Source organism: Metabacillus arenae (assembly GCF_014773385.1).
Lineage (GTDB): Bacteria > Bacillota > Bacilli > Bacillales > Bacillaceae > Metabacillus_D > Metabacillus_D arenae.
The window spans coordinates 39,940-60,112 of record NZ_JACXAI010000024.1 but is presented as its reverse complement, the minus strand read 5'-3'; the positions used below and the strand labels follow the sequence as shown (position 1 = coordinate 60,112).

The window sequence follows — 20,173 nt, the reverse complement described above, 5'->3', positions numbered from 1 at the left end:
ACAGAGTGAGTTGAAGAAAAACCGCTGCTTTAGCTGTGGGAGAAACAGTGTTATTACTTTGGGTAGAAAAAGCGGTAGAATTATATCACGATGGACTAGACTATCGACAGAAGGTATAGTTGGCAAAGAAAGTTGTATTAGAATCATCTTTATTTTGTAGCATGAGGATAGTTGTCATCTGTATTATTCCAAACAAACGATTAGGAAAAGCCTCATATTACCAAGGGTGAACACGTTATGTGAAATAAAATAAGTATTAAGGCAACCCGTTTTAAAATTTGCTATTTTCGTAAAATTTAAAAATCCCAATAGGGTTTACCCTATTGGGATTGAAGAAGACTTCATGATTATAATGCTTTATTTACAAGGTTAGGACTCTCTTTCTCTGCTAAAGGTTGTTCTTGTTCAATTTTTAAGAATTGCGCAAGGACAAACCCTAATAGATAGAATCCTGCTAATGACCAAACTAATCCCTCTGTTCCGAATAATGAAAATAGTAGACCTGCTAATGCTGGCCCTATAAATTGACTTAATCCAGCAGATAGATTGTGAATTGACATTGCTGCTCCTCTGTTCTCTGGATCAATTGCTGCAAAAATTGCAGACATTTGAGCGAATGCTCCAAGAACGGCTCCAAAGAAACCTGATACACATAGCATTAACCAATAATTGGGGCCAAAAGTGATTGGAACGTAATAGAATAATAAACAAGCAATCGCTAATCCAATACAACCGAAATACTGAACCACTTTGTTCCATGCCATTTTATTTGCGACAAATCCCCAAAATAAATTAAAGAAAATATTTACTAAGTACATAGCAGCCCATATTTGCAGCCATTGAGAAGTCGTAAAACCAACTTCCTCACTTGTTAAAAATAATGGCATTGCTACAACAAAACCATAGACAGCTAACTGATTTATAATCCTTACTGCTGACGCAATAGCTATCTTATTATTAGTAAAAAGGATTGTAATCCCTTTCTTTATTGTTTCAGCAGGGTTTTCATTTTTAGGTTTTTCATAGTTTCCTTTTGTCATAAGTACGCCTACTAATCCACCAATAATGACAAAAATTAACCCTAACCAAAGCGAACCATTATAGCCGATAGCGGGAATAGTAAAGCTAGGCATGTAAGAACCGAATACACCAAGCCCTAGTGAGTGAGCAAACCAGAACCATCCCATCGCTGTAGGGAGTTTTTTGTGCGGTGTAGCATAAGCAATCCAAACAACAAACGAATAGGCAAATAGCGGAAACCCAAAGCCGCGTAAACCATACATAATCAACATCATATTTAAATCTTCCGGCACTGTTCCAAGAGAGATAAAACCAACATGAAAAACGATCCATATCATTAGTCCGATTAACATAGTCCGTCTTGGACCCCAAATATCAGCAAATAAAGCTGCTAACCATGAACCAAGTGCAACAGTAACCCCGTATACTGTAAAAACCATAGCTGAATCTGCAGGAGAAAACCCCATTTCTACGATTTGTTTTGAAAGAAATGCTTGTTCAACCCCGTCTCCTGTCATAAAGATTAATATTGCAACAAATCCCCAAAATAGAGATTTAGGCATTCCAAGGATTGTTTTTTGACCTATATTAGTAATAGCGTTTACATTTTTCAACTGTAACCCTCCTAAATATGTAGATTAGTATAACCCGACTATTAAATAGATTTATTTAGTACATGATCAGGAATTAAGAACAACGGCGTAATTTATAAGAAATCTAAAGGACCAATAGCGCTTACACTATCAGCACTATTTTTTTCTGTTTCTTTTTTATTTTCACGTCACATCTTAAGTAACCTCCGCCACTTTTTGAAACTACTTTTGCTGCACTCTCACATAGTTCTTGTGGTAAATCTAATTACAGAATTTCCTGTTGTTAATAATGTTTAGCCATTTCCTCATGTTTCCTCAATTTAATCCCCCTAAAACTGTTTACTATTATTAATAAATTCAGGTAACCGGTTACGTAAAAAGTAATACACTTTTTTACTAGGTGTAGCACTTATTTCTGTATATTATCACAACCCTTTTATACATGCAAGCGGTTACGGATGGTTATTTATTTTTAGATTTTTATTAAAATCCTGTATTTAACTTAAAATAATAACCTCTTTATATTATATATCATGAAAAAAATTTCTGTTTGACAAAATCAAACCATAAGTGATACGATTTTTCGTAACCGGTTACGTAATGTTCTTGATAGTTTTTTGTTATGGTTTTTGTAACAAATGTAACAAATTAAGTTTTTCACAAAAACGCAAAGAACTAAATTTTTACTAAGTATCTATAACAGTCACTATTCTACTAAAGTGGAACTTTGAAGGTAGAACAATTCTACATAAAAAGTTTTATACAAAATTAGGAGGCTTTGAAACTATGACTTTAATTGGTCCATCTTTAATGTGTGCGGATATGGGAGTACTAAAAGAATCAGTAATTATATTAGATCAAGCTGGTGTAGACTTTTTTCATTTGGATGTAATGGATGGCAGCTTCGTTCCTAATTTCACAATGGGACCTGACATGATTAAAAGTATAAGACCTTATACAAAAAAACCTTTTGATGTTCATTTAATGGTTAAAAATCCTGAAAACCACTTATCTACTTTTATTGAAGCAGGTGCTGACATGATTTCCGTTCATACTGAAGCAACAGAGCATTTACAAAGAACATTGCAAACAATTCGTGATAATGGATTGAGAGCAGGAGTTGCTCTTAACCCATCTACTCCAATCGAGGAACTTAAATACGTCTTAGATGTAGTAGATTATATAACTGTCATGACAGTTAACCCAGGATTCGCTGGTCAAAAATTCATCCCTTTAATGTATCAAAAATTAAGTGATTTAAAAGATATGCTCTTTAAAGAAGGCTATAACATAAATATTCAGGTTGACGGAAACATTGGATATGAAACGATTCCTGGAGTCTTAGAAAATGGAGCAAATATGCTGGTATGTGGTACGTCTTCATTATTTAAACCAGATATCACATTTGAAGAAGCTGTAACAAACTTAAGACAGTTTATAGAACATAACAATACAAGTAATTTTGAACCTAATCTCATTTAAAGATCGGAGGTGTAGTAATGGGGGAGATAACCGTAGTTGGAAGTATTAATGTTGATATCGTATCCTTTACGAACCAATATCCCAATCGTGGGGAAACCATTTTTGGGAGGAAAATGGTAACGCTTCCTGGCGGGAAAGGTGCTAATCAGGCTGTTGCAAGTGCACGATTAGGAAAAACAGTGAATATGATTGGTTCGATTGGTTGTGATTTATATGGTGATACCATGATTCGTGCTTTAAAAGAGAATCATGTTAACACTTCTTTTGTAAAACAGGTAAATAATACTTCCACTGGTTGTGCAATTATTACTGTAGACCATACAGCTGAAAATACAATGCTAGTTGTTAAAGGGGCAAACGATGATTTAACCTCAAAGGATATTCGAGATGCTTTCTCAAAAATCAATAATAGTAAAGTTTTATTAGTACAGATGGAAATTCCTGAGGAAGCAGTTATTGAGTCAATGATTCAAGCAAAAAATAAAGGAATGTTAGTTGTTCTAGATCCTGCTCCAGCAGATGGCATTACAGAACGTGCATTGCACTATGCGGATCTAATTGTTCCTAATAAACAAGAAACGAAACAAATAACAGGCATAGATATCTCGGATTTAGATTCCGCCTTCCAAGCTGCTGAATATTTCAATCAAATTGGTGTAAAGAACTCCATCATTAAAATGGGAGAGAAAGGATCTCTAGTCTATCAAAGTGGAAATACAGAATATATCGAAGCTATTCAAGTGAAAGCAATGGATACTGTTGGTGCGGGAGATTCATTTGCTGGAGCTCTTGCTTTTGCTTTATCAGATGGAACTGATATTGCTGCAGCAGCCAAATTTGCAAACATTGTAGCTGCATTAAAGGTAACAAAACAAGGTGCACAAGCAGGGGTGCCAACAATTGAAGAAGTCAATAAATTTTGTGAAGAGAGAGGGATTTCACATTATTTATTTGAAACTTTGCAAGCATAAATTTATTAAGTAACTATTGATTTAGAGCAACACTGTTTACTAATTATCATATAAAAAGAGAAACCAAAAATCGATTCAAATCTTCCCTTTGGTTTCTCTTTTTTATTATCGCATAGATGATTCTCGTAACATGAGTTCAACATCGAGTTCTCTTTTATTATAATCAAGCTTTGGGTCTTTAATTAACCTTAATAGATCCTCCATTGCCATTTTTCCCATTTCATAGATGGGTTGTTTAATGGTAGAGAGCGGAGGGTAAGTATATTGCGACATATCAATCCCATCAAAACCTATAATTGCTAATTCATCTGGCACCTTTCGTCCCCATTCATGAGCAGCTTTTAATAAACCAATCGCCATTAAATCATTAGATGCAAAGACTCCATCTATATCCGGATGACGCTGGAAAAGTTCTTTCATACAATAATAACCACTTTGTACACTAAAATCTCCAAGAGCAATCCAACTTTGGTCAAACCAATCAAAATCTTTTACATAATCTCTATATCCCCACATTCTTTGAACAGCAGTAATATCATCTTCTGGTCCACGAATCATTCCAATTCGCCTGCAACCAATGTCAATTAGATGCTTTGTAGCAAGTTGGGCACCTTCTCTATGTTTAACGGTGATAGAAGAGAAATTATGAGTGGAGATGGATCGGTCTAATGTAACAGAGGGAATTCCATTAGAATGAAGCTCATCTAAGTCTTCATTGTTTAAGGTAAGAGAATTAATAATAATCCCATCTACATATCTTTCTTGTAGGGAAACAAGGTAGTTCTTTAATTTTACTCTCTCATCATCTGTATTACATAGAAAGATGTTCATTCCATTAGAATTCGCAACATCTTCTATCCCTCGAGCTAACTCTGGGAAGAAAGGGTTTTTTATTGTTGGAACAAGTAAAGCAATTGTATTTGACTTTTTACTTGTTAAGCTTTGTGCAACAACGTTAGGTTTATAACCCAATTCTTTAATAATTGCATGTACTCTAGCAATCGTCTCAGGTGTTGCTTGGCCTTTATTATTAATAATTCTTGATACAGTTGCTGTAGACACTCCTGCTTTCTCAGCAACATCTCTAATTGTAGCCAACTGAACTACCTCCACTAACGTTACATATGTTACGTAAAAAGTAAAACGAAATTATAAATCCTTACACGTAACCGATTCCCAAAATCTTATCACTCTTTAATTTAATCTGTCAATCTTAGTGGTATCAAGGAAGCCTGATCTGATACTCCCGCAGCTAAAGAATACAATCACCTATTGGGAGTGCTTCATTCTTAAGTTAGCGGGTGAGGAATAGAACATGTTCTTCCGTTTTTGGAAATACGGTAGATGATTATTGCAGCTGCTTGTCTGTTTTTCTCAGGTCTAAACATATAAATATAGCAATTTAGAAGAAACGACGTCTTGTTTTTTATGTAATAGTAGGATTAGAAATATTTTATGAGATAGAAAGGAGCCTTTACACAAATCATAACGCTTACATAACGGTGATTTAACAAACACCCGAAAACGAGGAGGAGAAAATGGTGGAAAACAAAATCGAAAAAATTACACCTAATTTGTGGTTTGATATGCAAGCTGAGGAGGCAGTGAATTTTTACGTTTCTATCTTCAATAATTCCAAGATCGGCAGGATTACTCGATATGGGAAAGAAACGTATGAGATCAACAGGATACCAGAGGGAACAGTCATGACCTTGGAATTCCAGCTGGAAGGACAGCCTTTCGTAGCATTAAATGGCGGTCCGCACTTCCAATTCAATGAGGCCATATCCTTTATCGTCAATTGCGAGGGACAAGAAGAAGTAGATTATTATTGGGAAAATCTCTCAGAAGGTGGAGATGAAAAGGCGCAAGTGTGCGGTTGGCTGAAAGATAAATACGGGGTATCATGGCAAATTGTGCCTACAATCCTATACGAGATGATAAGCGGCCCCGATCCTGAAAAGTCGGGAAGAGTTATGAATGCAATGCTCAAAATGAAGAAAATGGATGTAAAAACTTTAAGGCAAGCGTATGAAGGATAACGATACTAAAAAAAGTGCAGCCGACCTGCCTGAACTTTTAGAATTAAATCGTGCACATCATTGAATCAAAGAGTTAAATCCCAATTTCTCAATTTAAACTGAGAGATTGGGATTTTTTTTTCAGAATATCCTTAAAGTTGTATACCGCATGTTTACATATGCTGCTACTATAATAAATGTTGATTTATCGGGTAACTGTACAGTCAATGAGTTCATAGAGAAAGGAGCCCGCCAGACACTTGCTAATGAGGCTCCTTTCCCATGTTAGGAGTTAGAGAATATGAAATATTTATTCTTTTAGGCAGTGATCAAAGTATTTTATAGTATTTATCAAAATGTAAGACTTATTTAATACTTTGTTTATTTTGAAGCAAGATTTACTTAGTACGATAAATAGCGAATCGAATGATAGAACAAAGGAGAGAGTGAAAATGAAAAATTGGAAGTTTTTATTTATGACGATGACGATGGCAGGTGTATTATTTCTAGCTGCTTGTGGAAATGCAAACGAAGATACCTCAAACACAGGTGATATGAAAGAAGAAGAAATGAGCGACGATATGGAAAAAGAAGAAAATGGGGACATGAGTAACGGAGAAGAGATGGAAAAAAACGATGAGATGAAAGAAAACGGGGATATGGAAGAGAAAAGTGATATGGAAGAAAAAGACATGATGGAAAAAGAGGAGAAAATGGAAGATGAAGAAATGATGGAAGATGGCATGGAGAGCGAAGAAAAGAAGGATGGGATGTAATCTGGCAATTATTTATTTAGAAGAAGTTAGTGTTAATATAAAGGTAAAATGTATAAAGGAATGAAAAGTACTTGAATAAACGCATCTTACTTGTAGATGATGAACCTGCGATTCTAGATGTATGCAGGCGGTATTTGGAACGGGAAGGCTATTTGGTTGTAACTGCTGTTAATGGAGAAGAGGCTCTCCAGCTTTGGCGAGAAAATGAGTTTCACGTGATAATCTTAGATTTAATGATGCCTTATGTAGATGGTTGGAAGGTGTGTGAAGAAATTCGCCAAAGTGATGATATCCCCGTTGTGATTTTAACAGCTAAAGGTGAGGAATATGATCGGTTAGTGGGCTTAACGATCGGTGCGAATGATTATATAACAAAACCTTTTAACCCAAGAGAATTAGTGTTAAGAATAAATGCCATTTGTCGATTATTAGATTACAGCAAACGTTCTATACATGAGAAGGATGAAGAACATATCCTTAAAGCAGATTCGTTAACCATTCACACTGCAAATAGAGAAGTGTTTCTTCTTGGGAAAAAAATCGAATTAACTATGAAAGAATTTGATTTACTCAATCTACTTGCTTCACATCCGAAGCAAGTATTCTCTCGTTCTCAGCTTTTATATAAAGTATGGCAAACAGAATTTGATGATGATACGACAACTGTTACGGTGCATGTACGGCGGCTGCGTGAAAAAATTGAGGAAAATCCTTCAAAGCCAAAATATATTCAAACAGTATGGGGAATTGGATATAAATTCTCGCCTGGTGAAATCGAATGAAAATAAAATGGATTTTTTTGATTGCCAATAGTGTAAGTGTTTTAATCATGTTTACCTTCTTATTTGTAAGTTATATGTACATGGTATTACCAAATCACATCATTATTTGGTTATCAATCATCACGATTTTTTCATCCCTTTTGTCTAGTTTTGTTCATTATCTTCTTACAAAACCAGTGGAACGATCTATTCAATTACTCGTAAAACAGTCTCACCAAATGGAAAAAGGTAAGTTTGATCACTCCCTTCCTGTTGAAGGTCCAGCTGAAATTAAAGAATTAACAATCCGTTTCAATCATATGAATGTCAGGTTAAATGACGCTTTTAACCAAATTAAACAGGCAGAGACAAGGCGGAGGGAATTGGTAGCCAATATCTCTCATGATTTAAGAACACCGATGTCATCTATAAAAGCATTTGTTGCTGCAATTCAAGATGGAGTTGTAGAAGATGATGCTACCTTTCATCGGTATTTACGTACAATTGGGCTGGAAACAGAACGCCTTGATCAACTTATTCAACAGTTGTTCCAGCTATCCTTACTGGATTCGGGCGGGATCAGGCTCTCATACGAACCAATTCGAGTTGATGAATTGTTACTCGCAGTCCTTGAGCATGAGCAAATCCATTTAGAACAAAAAAATATTGAAATCGATGTGAAGCTTCCCAATCAAATTCCATCCATTCATGTTGACCGGCTTTATTTTCAAAAAGTCTTATTTAATTTATTGGACAATGCCATTCGGTTTTCAGAAGAAGGTGGATTAATTACACTATCCGTTGTTACTTTGCCAAATCAAAAAATTAAAGTCTCTATTCGAGATAGGGGTGAAGGAATTAGTAAGGAAGAGCTTCCTCATATTTTTGAAAGAACATATCGAATTGAAAAATCCCGTAATAAAAAATTTGGTGGTGCTGGACTTGGGCTGGCCATAGCGAAAACAATTGTAGAAAAACATAACGGCGTCATTACAGCCGGAAGTGAAGTGGGAAAAGGGAGCGAATTTATGATTGTCTTGCCAATTAATAGAAATGAGGTGGAAGAAAAGAGTGAATTTGAGGATTTTATTTCAAGGTAACATAAATTTCGGTAAGAAGCTTATTCAATTGCATCATTATAATGCAATCTCGTTTTTCTTATTAAGCTTGACCGGTTTGCTTTTGTTTTCTTCTACTTTTCGCTCTGCTTTTCCATCTATCCGTGTCTTGATGAAAGATCTTCATATTTGGGTAGGTGTTATTAGCTGTATTCCCTTGTTCTTTTATTTTCCTAAAATGAAAAAGCATGTTAGAACTTTGAGTAAAAAGAAGAATAATCGGCTGAATCTTAGGCTAGTATTAACGATTTTAATTATCCTCATTATTTCTGGTATTTTATTAACTTTTCATAGGATCACTCCACCCATCGTTAGTTCATGGGCTTTAATCATCCATGATGCTGCAACTTGGGTAGGGTTGCCATATGTCATTTATCATAGTATGACGAGAAGTAAATGGTTTAAAAAACTGGAAAAACGCTTTAATAAAGTAGAAATTAAAGAAGAGCCGATGCTTATTGAAAATGGAAATCCAATCTATAAGCGAAGAACGTTTTTGCGTATGTTAAGTGGAAGCGTTATTGCCCTTATGTTCTTTCCAGTGGTTGGTAGATGGTTTCAGCTGAATTTCGCATCAGTTACCGAGAAGGCTTCTGTTTCAAATGGGAATCAATTTTCTCCAATTCCAAAAGCAAATGCAAAGTCTGCCCCGCCAATTGGGGGTGGAAGGAAGGGGCAATTTCGTTACTACACAGTAACTGAAATTCCAAAATTAAACGATAAGAATTGGAGTTTTACAATTGATGGTCTAGTAGAAAAACTGAGTACCTATAATTGGGATCAATTTGTTCAGCTTAAAAGAGATGTCCAAGTAAGTGATTTCCATTGTGTGACTGGCTGGAGTGTTTATTCAGTAACATGGGAAGGCATACCTTTAAGAACTCTGTTACAGCAAGCAGGTGTCAAAGAGTCAGCAAAATACGTAAAGTTTTATTCAGCAGATGGTGTTTACACAGATACATTATCGCTGGATCAAGCCATGCTTGATGATGTAATGGCAGCCGTTTTAATAGATGGAGAATTAATCACAGAAAAGAATGGTGGACCGGTCAGATTGATCGTTCCGAAAATGTATGCCTACAAGTCTGTCAAGTGGTTGAACCGAGTTGAGTTAATTGAGAATGAACATATCGGATATTGGGAAAAACGAGGATACTCCCAAGATGCGTGGGTGAACTAGCAAATTAAATATTAGTAGGAATAATGACCATCCGTTGGTATCCTTAATATAAGGAGGATGGTCATTTTATGAATCCAAGAATCACTGTCATTACATTGGGTGTAGATGATTTGGAAAGAGCGTTGGAATTTTATCGGGACGGAATAGGGCTGCCGACAGAAGGCATAGTTGGCAAAGAATTTGAGCATGGTGCTGTTGCCTTTTTCGACTTACAGGCAGGCTTAAAGCTTGCCATTTGGAATCGCAAAGATATCGCTCATGAGGCAAAGGTTTCTCAAACCCCAGCAAGTCCTACAGAGTTTACGATTGGTCACAATGTAGGAAGTAAAGAAGAAGTGGATAGCGTATTGGAACAAGCAAAAAAAGCTGGTGCTTTTATAACTGACCCGGCACACGACACATTTTGGGGTGGATACTCTGGGCACTTCCAAGACCCAGATGGCCATTTGTGGGAAGTAGTCTGGAATCCACATTGGGAAATCAACGAATAACTTTAGCTTGTAGTTGCTGACCTTGAAGGTATTTTGATCAATAAGCTGTTAAAGAGTCTTCATTGTTTACGCATTTATCAGATGGACTGAGTATGTGTCCCTGAGTAATTGGAATACGGTAATGCCAGTTTTTCGTTACCCGGTCTTCAAAACTACATCTATCTTTTCCAACAATAGGGGAAAGTGCTTTACTTACTATTTTCCTGAAAATTTTTCTTGGAGAAAGATTATGTCAATCACTTATGCTGGTATTTAATATTCTAAACTGGCGCTATCTGCCCCCAGTCAAACTTCGTTTAATAGTTAGTACCTTTATCACTATTTGAAAATAGCGTGGTAATGAAGTAACTAAAGCCTAATTTCTTAGCTTTGTAAGTGAGAAATTAGGCTTTATAATACTGGGGCTTCCTTAACATTGTATATCCGCCTTTCCTAAAGGTACCCCCATTTTATCTTTTACTAATAAGAAAAGTAATTTTTCTCTGAACAAGGCGTGATTCCACATGCTTATATGTGTGTCGATTGATTTCAATCAGGTGTTACCTCATCTCCATTATCTTAAGTTGGCCATACTTTTTTGCTCCTTTCTGTATCTAAGCGATAATCGGAATATTTACGACTGAAAAATTCCCGACCAAGCTGTTCAGCTAATAACACGGGTGAGCCTGGATCGACACTGACTTCTCCTCGGCTGTTGCCTATCCCATGGACGACGCCAACAAATTCAGAATGGGTATAGCGTGAAAACTCCTGAAGCTGGTGAATAATTCCGAGCGATGCACCTGGGTACGTCTCTTCGGAAGCTAGCACTAAGCCAGTGCGCTTGCTGGACATAGTCTTTAAGACTTGATCTGAATTGGGATAAGATGCAGCATAATAACAGAACGTGCGGTCAAAAAAAGATTTGATCTGAGCGGACAAGCCGTACCAATATACTGGAGAACAAATTACCACCCCATCAGCAGCAAGAAAATCATCGAAAAACAGCGTTCGGAAATTATCCTTAATTGAACATTCTCCGTCAGATAAGCGGCAGGTTCGGCAGTCACGGAGAAAGCTCGAAATGTAATCATCAATGAAGCGTAGTGAAACCTGTGTACCGACTTCCTCTGCTCCACGCTGAACTGCTTTAGCCAGTGTGGCAGAATTCCCCTTACGTCTTGGGCTACCGACAAGAACTAGCATTTTTTGTGTATTTGTTATAGAATCCAACTCGAATCAGCTCCTCTTTTATTTGTAATTTACCCTCGTATCAAACCTTGTTATGTTGCCTGAAAGTCATCAAAACTAATTGCAGCTAGCCTTACTGATTATCAGTATTATCTTTTATTAGTTCATTAAGAATCCTCGTTCCTATTAGCGTTACCAATAGAAATCGATTCCTTTTTAAATTGCGTTTCCTCCTTTTGTTCTTTGTTCTATAAGTCGAGTATAAATGTGTATTTATATCATGTATAATGATTATTCAAGATATGGATATCATAAAAAGTGATGGGGGTTACTATGGAACTAAGTGATTTGAGACTGTTTCAGGCAATTGCTGAAGAAGGAAGCATTTCACGCGCTGCAGTAAAATTGGATTATGTACAATCAAATGTGACAACTCGTTTACGAAGACTTGAGGAGGAGCTAGGTGTTCTTCTTTTTTATAGAAGACCAAAAGGTGTTCAAATAACTGAGAAAGGGATGCTTTTTCGTCAATATGCTGATTCCATTTTGCAAATGGCGGATGAATCTATAAAAATATTACAAGATCACGGTAAACCAGCTGGATCATTACGAATAGGAGTGGTTGAAACGGTCACATGCGGTAATTTTATGAATCTTATTGCCGAGTATCAATCACAGTATGAACAGGTGTCGCTTCGTTTAGATACTGGAAATTCTCTTGAGTTGATGGAGAAGGTGAAGAACTATGAACTAGACGCAGCTTTTGTGACGGGAGATCTGACCTCAACAAACTTTGTTATCGATTACTTGTTATCCGATGAAATTGTTCTTTTGTCTGGCAAGGAATTAAGTTTGTCTTCACTATCAGACCAGAAGTGGGCCGTATCTCTAAGAGGTTGTCCATTTAGAGGAATTTTGGAGCAATGGTTCAGGGACGAAGGGCTGACTTTGAGAAATTACATTGAAATTAGCTCGCTTGAAACACTCTTAAGCAGCGTGAGAGCGAAACTAACGTCTACACTTCTGCCAAAGTCTGTGTTAAATGGCTCTTATAAAGATTTACATGTACATCCAATTCCTGAGTCTTACCAGTTTATTGAGACCGGACTAATCAGAAGGAAAGAGAAACACTTAGGCTATTCATACAAGGCTTTTGTAGAGATGGTCAAGATGCAAGGGTTATAAATCGTATATTTAGAATTGCCTGAGTTTTTATGGATCATTTGTTGGAGAAAAGGTATACAAAACACCCTTTTTTTTGATGTACCTTTAAAAGGGTGCTCATTTGATAAATAACAATTTAGACAAGCAAAAACAATAGATTATTTAATCCAAAGTGTTTGTCCGTTATCAATGATAAATACTTGACCTGTAATAGATTGAACGAAGTTCGTAACCTTCCAATAAACTGATAAGCCTATTAACCATGACTCGAACGTCTATATCGGTACGGATTTGTTCTAGCTCTTGTCCCCTTAGAATAATCTTTGTCATCAAATCAACCCAAGCATGATACTGTTAGCCATCGACGGGACAGGATTGTGTCTATCTGATGGTAATCAGCTGGTTAAAGAGAAAGTAACGATTGTCTATAGTTATGCAGAAGATTTAGGTAAGAAAAAAATTAATAAAATCCCGTCTTTCAATTAAGACGGGAAAATAATTTAAATCTCTTTTTTTGACACATACTGCAGAATGCCTTCGAAGAACAATGCTCCTACCGTTGCTCCTGGATCTTGCTTTCCTATAGAATCTTCTAGATAACGAGCTGCTCTGCCTTTTCGTGATTTTAAATTAATTGTATTTTTCATCCCTTTTTCAGCAGAATTATGTGCCTTTTGGATTGATTGTAAAATATTTTCTTTCTTTTCTGCAGAGTTTTTTAGAGATTCCAATGCTGGTATGAAAGAATCAAGTATTGTCTTATCCCCAAATTGTGCTTTACCCCGCTCTTTTATTCCTTGAATCATGGTTTCAATAAAGATAACAAAGTCATTAAAAGATAATTGTTGTTTTCCTTTAAACTGATTTCCAGCCTTTAAGAATGCCGAGGCTAATAAAGTACCCATTGTAGAAGGTGCCTTTTCTGCCATTATCATGCCATATGAAAATACTAAAGAGCCAATGTCTTGCTCTTTATCTTTTAAACTAGCTTCTTTAATTGCTGAAAACCCCTTTGACATTGTTATTCCAATATCTCCATCACCAAGAGTGCCATCTAGTTGACACAAAAACTCTTTATTGGAATCCATTAAGCGGCTGATTTCTTTGAAAATATTTTTGATATCTTGGACATTGAACAAAATAAGAGCCTCCTATTTTTATTGTTGAACATGAAAAGGAGTTTCAAAGGGCATATCAAGAAGGTCTTTTAGTTCTTCATCTAGATTTAACAGTGAAACGGAAAGACCAGTCATTTCTAAAGATGTTGCATACTCTCCAATAAAAACTTTGTAAACTTTAATACCTTTATTTTCTAAATGATGATGGATCTTTCTGTATACAACATAAAGCTCTTCTAATGGGGTAGAACCAAGACCGTTTACTAGGACAGATACTTCTTTAATTTCTTGGTTGGTATATAAATCTTCTAATATAGCAACTACCAAAGATTCAGCTATTTTATCAGCTGAATCAATTTTTCCCCTCTTTATTCCCGGTTCTCCATGGATCCCCATGCCAATTTCCATTTCGTCTTCTCCAAGCTTGAAGTTAGGTTTACCTACCGATGGTAAAATGCAAGGAGAAAGTGCAACGCCAATGGAACGAACTGAATTGTTTACTTTTTCTGTAACAGCCTTAACCTCATCTAAACTGGCACCAGTTGCTGCTTTTGCAGAAGCAATTTTATATAAATAAAAGATCCCGGCAACGCCTCTTCTTTGATCTTCAAATTCTTTTGGCATTGATCCTACATCATCTCTTGCAACAACACTTTCAACACGAATTCCTTCGGTTTCGGCTAACTCAGCAGCCATCTCAAAATTCATTACATCCCCACTGTAGTTTCCATAAACATAGAGGACTCCTTCACCACCATCTACAGCTCTTGTAACATCAAGCATTTGTTGGACACTTGAGGCAGCAAAAACTTCTCCCACTGACGCCCCATCTAACATTCCTTTACCAACATATCCCAGAAAGAGAGGGAGATGTCCTGAGCCTCCACCAGTAACAATAGCGACCTTATTTTTCACTGGAGCATCAATTCTTACAAGTCCTCGATTATCGTCCCGAATACTTCTAAGGTGATTAGGGTTGGCAAGCAGTATACCCTCTAACATTTCATCTACGAAATCATCTGGATCGTTTATGAATTTTTTCAATATTTATCCTCCTTTGTTGAAAATTTAACCACATCAACTTAAGCTTTTTGCAAGTAATCCGGCATTCTTTAAGGCCTCATAAATTTTTTCTGATTCCTCTTTTGTCACAGGCTGAATTGGTTTTCGGGCTTTACCAACATTTCTTCCTTGTAAACGAAGTGCTTCCTTAAGTTTTGAAGGCATGTTAGGCTCTTTTATCGCATTCCAAATAGGAAGGATCGTCTCGTGTAATTTCAATGCTTTTTCATAGTTTCCGTTTTGTACTTCTTTCCACAGTTGGACAGTAAGATGAGGAGTAACTGTTGGAATTGCTGCTAAAGTCCCATCTACTCCCATAACGAATGCTGGGTAGTGGAGGTCATCAATTGCAGCTAAAATGGTAATTTTTCCTTTAACTTTTATTAGAAGATCTGCTAACAAATGCATTTCTCCTGCACTTTGTTTTATTCCGATTACGTGAGGCAGTTCTGCTAAGTCTTCAATGACTTCAATCGGAATAAGGGCCCATGGAACGACATTGTAGATAATAATTGGCATATCAAGCACTTCACCAAGCTCTTTGAAATAATTGATTGTTCCCTCGATTCCAGGATCAAAGAGGTAATGAACTGGGGTAATCTGTAGGGCATCTACTCCCACATCCTTAAGAGCCTTACCGTATTTAATTACTTGATGGGTGGAATTTTGAATGATTCCCCCAACCACTGGAATTTTCCCTTTTACCTCTTCAACAACAATTTCACAAATCCGGGCACTTTCTTCGATTGTTAACGTATGACCCTCACCAGTCGAACCACAAGCGCATATTCCATCTACTTCTGAATCAAGAATATAACGAACTTCATTCCTAAGCATTTCTTCATTCACCGAATCGTCCGCATTGAAAGGGGTTACAATTGTAGAGATGACACCATCAATTTTTACATTTTTCATTAACAAAACCTCCTAAAAATATTTTGACTATTTTGAATAAGGTGTGTTATTCTAAAACTGGAATTCCAGATTTCAGATTCCAGATCATTATAAAATGAATTTTTAGAAAAATCAAACACTATTTTTAAAAAAGGAGAGTTGATAAAAATGTAAATAAGATGTTTTAATAAGTTTTAGTGAGTTAAAGGTGGGGATTATCCAATGATTAATAAAGAGAAATTTTCCGAACAAATCTATAGAATTCTAAAAGAACAAATTATAAATAATGAAATTCCACCGGGAAGTAAAATTAATGTTGAAGAAGTTCAAAACCAGTATCAAATTAGTAAAACTCCTTTAAAAGAAGCATTAAATAAGCTTCAGTTTGAAGGTCTAGTTACAGTTAAACCACGTTCTGGGACATATGTGTCAAAGCCAAGTAAAGAGGAGATTATCCAAGTATATGACTTAAGACAAGCGATTGAATGGAAGGCAATTCAGCTGGCAATACCTCATATTCCGGAAAAAAATATTATTGACTTGAAAAACAAAGTAATTTCAGCTGAAAAACAAATATTTGAAGGAAACTACCAACCTTTCTTTGCAACGGATATCGAAATACACAAGATCATTTTTGATTATTCGAAAAATAGATATATTCAAAGAGTAAAGGATACAATAGACAGTCATATTCATTGGTTTCGAATTCTTGGTGCAACGGGACAACAAAGACCATACAAATCAAGCATTAGGCATCGCGAGATTTTAGATGCTATGCATAATTATGATATAAGTTTAGCTGCTGATCTAATAAAGACACATATAGAAGAAGTTAAAGTAGCAGTTATTGAAGATATTACATCTGATTAACATAAAACGGGGGGAAGAATTGTGAAAAAAATATTTAAAACGTTCCTTTGTGTATTATCTGTTATTTTTGTAAGCGCTTTTATTTCTGGATGTTCAGAAATGAGCTCTAATAATCAAAACGGAAAAAATTCCTCGAAAGATTACTCTTTGCCAAATGGTGATATAACGGATATTGTGCCAGTAGCTGCAGGGGGCGGGACCGATTTAACGCATAGAGCTATTGCAGAAGCTGCTCAAGAATATTTGGATAAAAATATTAATGTTGTTAATGTAACTGGTGCAGGCGGGAGTGTTGGATTTTCACAAACGGCAACTAAAAAGGCGAACGGGCTGACTATTCACTCCTATACATCGGAAATTTTTACTTTACCAATCTTTCAAAAAGCTTCTTTCTCCCCAGATGATTTTAAGCCATTCATCCTTATGAACGAAGATCCAGCGGCAATTGTAGTACCGGCGAACTCAGAATTCGAAACAATAGAAGATTTTATTAAAGCGGCAAAAGACAAACCAGGAAAAATCAGCATTGGTAATTCAGGATTTGGGAACATATGGCATTTATCTGCGGCAGCTTTTGCCAATAAAGCTGAGGTTGAATTAAAACATGTTCCCTTTGATGGTGCTGCCCCTACTTTACAAGCTGCTTTAGGCGGACATATCGATGCATTTGTAGCAAGTCCGCCGGAAGTATCATCCCAGGTCGAAACAGGTACATTAAGAATTCTTGCTGTTATGGCTGAAGAGAGATCTGAAAAATTTTCTGATGTTCCGACACTGAAAGAAAAGGGAATCGATTTAAGCATTGGAACTTGGAGAGGTTTAGGAGTTCCAGCTGATACCCCAGATGAAGCCGTTCAGATTCTACATGATGCATTTGCTAAGGCTGTAAAAGAAGAAGATTTTCAAAGTTTTATGAAAGAGAGAGGACTTACTATCAGATATATGAACACGGAGGAATTTACCCAATTTGTGGAAGGACAACGACCGTTTTTTGAGGAATTAGCAAAAGAAGTTAGTAAAACAAAAGAATAAAAAATATAATTTTTTTTCCTCAGTTTAGAAAATTTAAGTTAATTAAAGTATTAACGTGATAAAGAGTGGTATCTTTGTCCAGCTCCAGCGCCTAGCCCCTCGAGGTCAAAAGCCAATCCTCCCAAAAAGGCAAAAGCAGCCTTTTCGGGAGGCTCGTCTTGTGCTTGTCGGGGCTGTTCAAGACGCTTCCGCTTTTCCTTATTGTCCAGCTCGAGCGCCATCAGCCCCTAGGTCTCAGGGTCAATCCGTCAAGAAGGTTAAAGAACAACTTTCATGCCGGCTCCTTGTGCTTGTCGCCGAAGGACTAGCGCTCTGGGCTTTTCGTTCTTTGTTTTAGTGTCTAGCTCCCGGCGCCATCGGCCCTTAGGTCATAAGCCAAACCGGCAAGAAGGTTAAAGAACAACCTTTTTGCCGGCTCGCCCGAATGCTTGTCGACGATAAACGGGCGCCTTACGCTTTTCTCATTATACTATTTGGAGGTATGGAGGATGAAATATTCATTCTTTAATCGTGAAGCTGTAATAGGGTGGGCTCTGTTCCTCCTTTCAATAATATATGGATTCTTAGCCATAGGGTTTCCAAAAGGAGGAAATGAACCAGGTCCTTCTTTTCTTCCTTTAGTTTTATCAGGAGGAATGCTGGTTTGCAGCTTAATTATAGTCTTTAAACATAGAAAGGTAGAGGAAGCTAAAGAGGAAAATCCGGCTTTTCGCATTGGAAGAAAACATCTTTTTTTAGTAATCTATTTAGCTATATATTTAATATTATTACCAGTGATCGGATTCATTGGTATGAGTCTAATTTTCCTATTTTTAACCTTTCGTTTATATGATAATAAGGGAATTTTTCGCCCAATTATTTATTCTGTCATTTTGACGTTTTCAATGTATGGTTTGTTTAAGTTATTTTTGAATGTACCTTTAGATTTAATGTAAAGGGGCTAAATATATGGAACTCTTTCAAGGATTTCTTACTGTTTTTAGTGGTTGGACTTTTTTTGCAGTATTAATAGGAACTTTGTTTGGGATGATTTTAGGGGCAATTCCAGGGTTAACATCGACTATGGCATTAGCGATATTAGCTCCTTTAACTTTCGGGTTTGACCCAATAGTAGCTATTTGTATGCTAATGGGGATATACATTGGCGGAATAGCTGGCGGTTCAATATCAGCAATATGTTTAAATATTCCTGGAACACCAGCATCAGCAGCAACAGCTATTGATGGTTATTGTTTATCCCGGCAAGGAGAAAGTCAAAAGGCGTTAAATGTTAGTTTCTTAGCTTCAGCCGTAGGAGGGTTATTTAGTGGTGCGATATTGATTACACTAGCACCCTATATAGCAAAGGTTGGGTTGAAATTTAGTTCCCCGGAATATTTTGCTTTAGGTATTCTAGGGATTTCTATCATCCTATCAATATCAGGAAAGCAACTAGTCAAAGGATTGGCTGTTGCCTTACTTGGTTTTATGATTGCCACAATTGGAATTGATCCAATAAGCGGTTTTTCTAGATACACATTTGAAAACTCAAACTTAACAAATGGGATTTCATATATTCCAGCGTTGATTGGTCTTTTTGGTTTATCAGAAGTTTTTTCATTTGTAAATGATTCCTATCAAAGCAAAAGTAAGAATTTTAAGTATCGAATAAAATTGAAATCTTTTGAATGGAAAAGAATTATGGGAACTTTATTCCGTTCCTCTTCTATAGGTACATTTATAGGAGCAATTCCAGGAGCAGGTGCCGATATTGCCTCATGGGCAAGCTATGATGTTGCCACTCGTTTTGCAAAAAAAGATGACAAATATGGAAAAGGAGAACTGAAAGGTGTAGTAGCATCTGAAGCTGCTAACAATGCCAATGTAGGTGGAGCTTTAATTCCGATGATGACCTTTGGAATTCCAGGTGATGGTCAAACAGCCATGTTAATCGCTTTTTTGCTTATACAGGGTTTAGAACCAGGTCCTTTACTTTTTCAAAATAATCCTGACTTTGTTTGGGCAATGTTCGCCAGCGTTTTAATTGCAAATGTATTAGTGTTTTTATATGGAATATCTCTAACTAATTCAATAGTTAAGATTATTTCACAGCCAACTAAAATAATTTATCCATGTGTGATTATGTTTTGTTTAATAGGATCATTCGCTGTTAATAACAATATCTTTGACATCGGTATGATGTGTTTATTTGGGGTGATAGGGTTTTTACTGAAGAAATTTGATTATCCTATTGCTCCTTTAATGCTAGCCCTGATTTTAGCTCCGATGATTGAATCAAATTTAAGAAGGGGCCTAGTCATGTATGAAAATAATTTTCTTATGTTTTTTCAACGTCCGATCTTTCTTGGAATTCTTGCACTAGGGATTATTTTAATCATAAGTACGCTTTGGCTGAGAAAAAGCACCAATAATATTGGCTAGAAACTAAAGATTTTTTATAGAGGAAGGAT

20 protein-coding genes are annotated in these 20,173 nt (G+C 36.4%); 13 read left to right on the top strand and 7 right to left on the bottom strand.

From position 1 onward, the window contains the following. Nucleotides 1-347: 347 nt before the first annotated feature. Entirely contained in the window at nt 348-1,634 is a 1,287-nt protein-coding gene (locus tag IC621_RS17440) for an MFS transporter (RefSeq protein ID WP_224752615.1), read from the bottom strand. 765 nt (nt 1,635-2,399) lie between these two features. Here IC621_RS17440 and rpe point away from each other — a divergent pair. Both rpe and rbsK read left to right on the top strand, forming a co-directional pair. Continuing rightward, nucleotides 2,400-3,095 carry a ribulose-phosphate 3-epimerase gene (rpe, locus tag IC621_RS17435; RefSeq protein WP_191159771.1) on the top strand — a complete coding sequence of 232 codons (696 nt, stop codon included), beginning with the start codon at nt 2,400-2,402 and terminating at the stop codon, nt 3,093-3,095. 17 nt (nt 3,096-3,112) lie between these two features. Beyond that, nucleotides 3,113-4,066 carry a ribokinase gene (gene rbsK / locus IC621_RS17430; RefSeq protein ID WP_191159769.1) on the top strand — a complete coding sequence of 318 codons (954 nt, stop codon included), beginning with the start codon at nt 3,113-3,115 and terminating at the stop codon, nt 4,064-4,066. Between the two features lie 105 nt (nt 4,067-4,171). Here the strand turns inward: rbsK and IC621_RS17425 are convergent, their stop codons facing one another. Further along, on the bottom strand, nt 4,172-5,164 hold the full coding sequence (locus tag IC621_RS17425; RefSeq protein WP_191159767.1) for a LacI family DNA-binding transcriptional regulator: 993 nt from the start codon (nt 5,162-5,164) through the stop codon (nt 4,172-4,174). A gap of 443 nt (nt 5,165-5,607) precedes the next feature. On the opposite strand from IC621_RS17425, the gene IC621_RS17420 reads away from it, so the two are divergent. The 6 genes from IC621_RS17420 to IC621_RS17395 all read left to right on the top strand — a co-directional run bounded on the left by IC621_RS17420 (nt 5,608) and on the right by IC621_RS17395 (nt 10,413). Continuing rightward, nucleotides 5,608-6,108, top strand: a complete 501-nt coding sequence (locus IC621_RS17420) for a VOC family protein (protein ID WP_318153075.1) — start codon at nt 5,608-5,610, stop codon at nt 6,106-6,108. A gap of 431 nt (nt 6,109-6,539) precedes the next feature. Next, nucleotides 6,540-6,863, top strand: a complete 324-nt coding sequence (locus tag IC621_RS17415) for a hypothetical protein (protein ID WP_191159763.1) — start codon at nt 6,540-6,542, stop codon at nt 6,861-6,863. Nucleotides 6,864-6,934: 71 nt separating this feature from the next. Continuing rightward, the gene (locus IC621_RS17410; RefSeq protein ID WP_191159761.1) at nt 6,935-7,645 is read left to right on the top strand and encodes a response regulator transcription factor; all 711 of its coding nucleotides are present in this window, start codon (nt 6,935-6,937) and stop codon (nt 7,643-7,645) included. Next, nucleotides 7,642-8,724 carry a HAMP domain-containing sensor histidine kinase gene (locus tag IC621_RS17405; RefSeq protein ID WP_191159759.1) on the top strand — a complete coding sequence of 361 codons (1,083 nt, stop codon included), beginning with the start codon at nt 7,642-7,644 and terminating at the stop codon, nt 8,722-8,724. Before IC621_RS17410 ends, IC621_RS17405 begins: the two co-directional genes overlap by 4 nt. Next, nucleotides 8,696-9,922: a molybdopterin-dependent oxidoreductase gene (locus IC621_RS17400; protein ID WP_318153074.1), complete on the top strand. Its 1,227-nt coding sequence runs from the start codon at nt 8,696-8,698 to the stop codon at nt 9,920-9,922. The genes IC621_RS17405 and IC621_RS17400 overlap by 29 nt, the downstream gene beginning before the upstream one ends. Nucleotides 9,923-9,990: 68 nt before the next feature. Beyond that, nucleotides 9,991-10,413, top strand: coding sequence for a VOC family protein (locus IC621_RS17395; protein WP_191159757.1), 423 nt, complete (start codon nt 9,991-9,993; stop codon nt 10,411-10,413). Nucleotides 10,414-10,971: 558 nt separating this feature from the next. Here the strand turns inward: IC621_RS17395 and IC621_RS17390 are convergent. After that, on the bottom strand, nt 10,972-11,625 hold the full coding sequence (locus IC621_RS17390; protein WP_224752614.1) for a flavodoxin family protein: 654 nt from the start codon (nt 11,623-11,625) through the stop codon (nt 10,972-10,974). 291 nt (nt 11,626-11,916) lie between these two features. Between IC621_RS17390 and IC621_RS17385 the strand changes: the two genes are divergently transcribed. Then, the gene (locus IC621_RS17385; RefSeq protein WP_191159755.1) at nt 11,917-12,768 is read left to right on the top strand and encodes a LysR family transcriptional regulator; all 852 of its coding nucleotides are present in this window, start codon (nt 11,917-11,919) and stop codon (nt 12,766-12,768) included. 479 nt (nt 12,769-13,247) lie between these two features. Here the strand turns inward: IC621_RS17385 and dhaL are convergent, their stop codons facing one another. From dhaL to IC621_RS17370, 3 genes are read right to left on the bottom strand one after another with little or no spacing between them, the layout of a single operon-like run. After that, complete coding sequence (dhaL, locus tag IC621_RS17380) at nt 13,248-13,886, bottom strand: dihydroxyacetone kinase subunit DhaL (protein WP_191159753.1); 639 nt, start codon at nt 13,884-13,886, stop codon at nt 13,248-13,250. Nucleotides 13,887-13,904: 18 nt separating this feature from the next. After that, complete coding sequence (locus IC621_RS17375; RefSeq protein WP_191159751.1) at nt 13,905-14,909, bottom strand: dihydroxyacetone kinase subunit DhaK; 1,005 nt, start codon at nt 14,907-14,909, stop codon at nt 13,905-13,907. Between the two features lie 33 nt (nt 14,910-14,942). After that, the gene (locus IC621_RS17370) at nt 14,943-15,842 is read right to left on the bottom strand and encodes a dihydrodipicolinate synthase family protein (RefSeq protein ID WP_191159749.1); all 900 of its coding nucleotides are present in this window, start codon (nt 15,840-15,842) and stop codon (nt 14,943-14,945) included. Between the two features lie 201 nt (nt 15,843-16,043). Between IC621_RS17370 and IC621_RS17365 the strand changes: the two genes are divergently transcribed. Further along, nucleotides 16,044-16,691 (top strand): GntR family transcriptional regulator, encoded by a 648-nt coding sequence (locus IC621_RS17365; protein WP_191159747.1) that lies wholly within the window; start codon nt 16,044-16,046, stop codon nt 16,689-16,691. Nucleotides 16,692-16,712: 21 nt separating this feature from the next. Beyond that, complete coding sequence (locus IC621_RS17360; RefSeq protein WP_318153073.1) at nt 16,713-17,723, top strand: tripartite tricarboxylate transporter substrate binding protein; 1,011 nt, start codon at nt 16,713-16,715, stop codon at nt 17,721-17,723. Between the two features lie 50 nt (nt 17,724-17,773). Here the strand turns inward: IC621_RS17360 and IC621_RS17355 are convergent, their stop codons facing one another. Then, nucleotides 17,774-17,944 carry a hypothetical protein gene (locus IC621_RS17355; protein WP_191159745.1) on the bottom strand — a complete coding sequence of 57 codons (171 nt, stop codon included), beginning with the start codon at nt 17,942-17,944 and terminating at the stop codon, nt 17,774-17,776. Between the two features lie 267 nt (nt 17,945-18,211). On the opposite strand from IC621_RS17355, the gene IC621_RS17350 reads away from it, so the two are divergent. Together IC621_RS17350 and IC621_RS17345 are read left to right on the top strand one after the other, a co-directional pair. Continuing rightward, a complete protein-coding gene (locus tag IC621_RS17350) occupies nt 18,212-18,658 on the top strand; it encodes a tripartite tricarboxylate transporter TctB family protein (RefSeq protein WP_191159743.1) in 447 nt (148 codons plus the stop codon). 13 nt (nt 18,659-18,671) lie between these two features. Next, a complete protein-coding gene (locus IC621_RS17345; protein WP_191159741.1) occupies nt 18,672-20,144 on the top strand; it encodes a tripartite tricarboxylate transporter permease in 1,473 nt (490 codons plus the stop codon). Nucleotides 20,145-20,173: the final 29 nt, after the last annotated feature.

What these genes read in the sequence shown, in the direction of transcription:
- IC621_RS17385 (WP_191159755.1), top strand. Translation starts at nt 11,917, where the DNA reads ATGGAACTAAGTGATTTGAGACTGTTTCAGGCAATTGCTGAAGAAGGA.
- rbsK (WP_191159769.1), top strand. Translation starts at nt 3,113, where the DNA reads ATGGGGGAGATAACCGTAGTTGGAAGTATTAATGTTGATATCGTATCC.
- IC621_RS17365 (WP_191159747.1), top strand. Translation starts at nt 16,044, where the DNA reads ATGATTAATAAAGAGAAATTTTCCGAACAAATCTATAGAATTCTAAAA.
- IC621_RS17355 (WP_191159745.1), bottom strand. Translation starts at nt 17,944, where the DNA reads ATGGCGCTCGAGCTGGACAATAAGGAAAAGCGGAAGCGTCTTGAACAG.
- IC621_RS17405 (WP_191159759.1), top strand. Translation starts at nt 7,642, where the DNA reads ATGAAAATAAAATGGATTTTTTTGATTGCCAATAGTGTAAGTGTTTTA.
- IC621_RS17350 (WP_191159743.1), top strand. Translation starts at nt 18,212, where the DNA reads ATGAAATATTCATTCTTTAATCGTGAAGCTGTAATAGGGTGGGCTCTG.
- IC621_RS17345 (WP_191159741.1), top strand. Translation starts at nt 18,672, where the DNA reads ATGGAACTCTTTCAAGGATTTCTTACTGTTTTTAGTGGTTGGACTTTT.
- IC621_RS17370 (WP_191159749.1), bottom strand. Translation starts at nt 15,842, where the DNA reads ATGAAAAATGTAAAAATTGATGGTGTCATCTCTACAATTGTAACCCCT.
- IC621_RS17395 (WP_191159757.1), top strand. Translation starts at nt 9,991, where the DNA reads ATGAATCCAAGAATCACTGTCATTACATTGGGTGTAGATGATTTGGAA.
- rpe (WP_191159771.1), top strand. Translation starts at nt 2,400, where the DNA reads ATGACTTTAATTGGTCCATCTTTAATGTGTGCGGATATGGGAGTACTA.
- IC621_RS17415 (WP_191159763.1), top strand. Translation starts at nt 6,540, where the DNA reads ATGAAAAATTGGAAGTTTTTATTTATGACGATGACGATGGCAGGTGTA.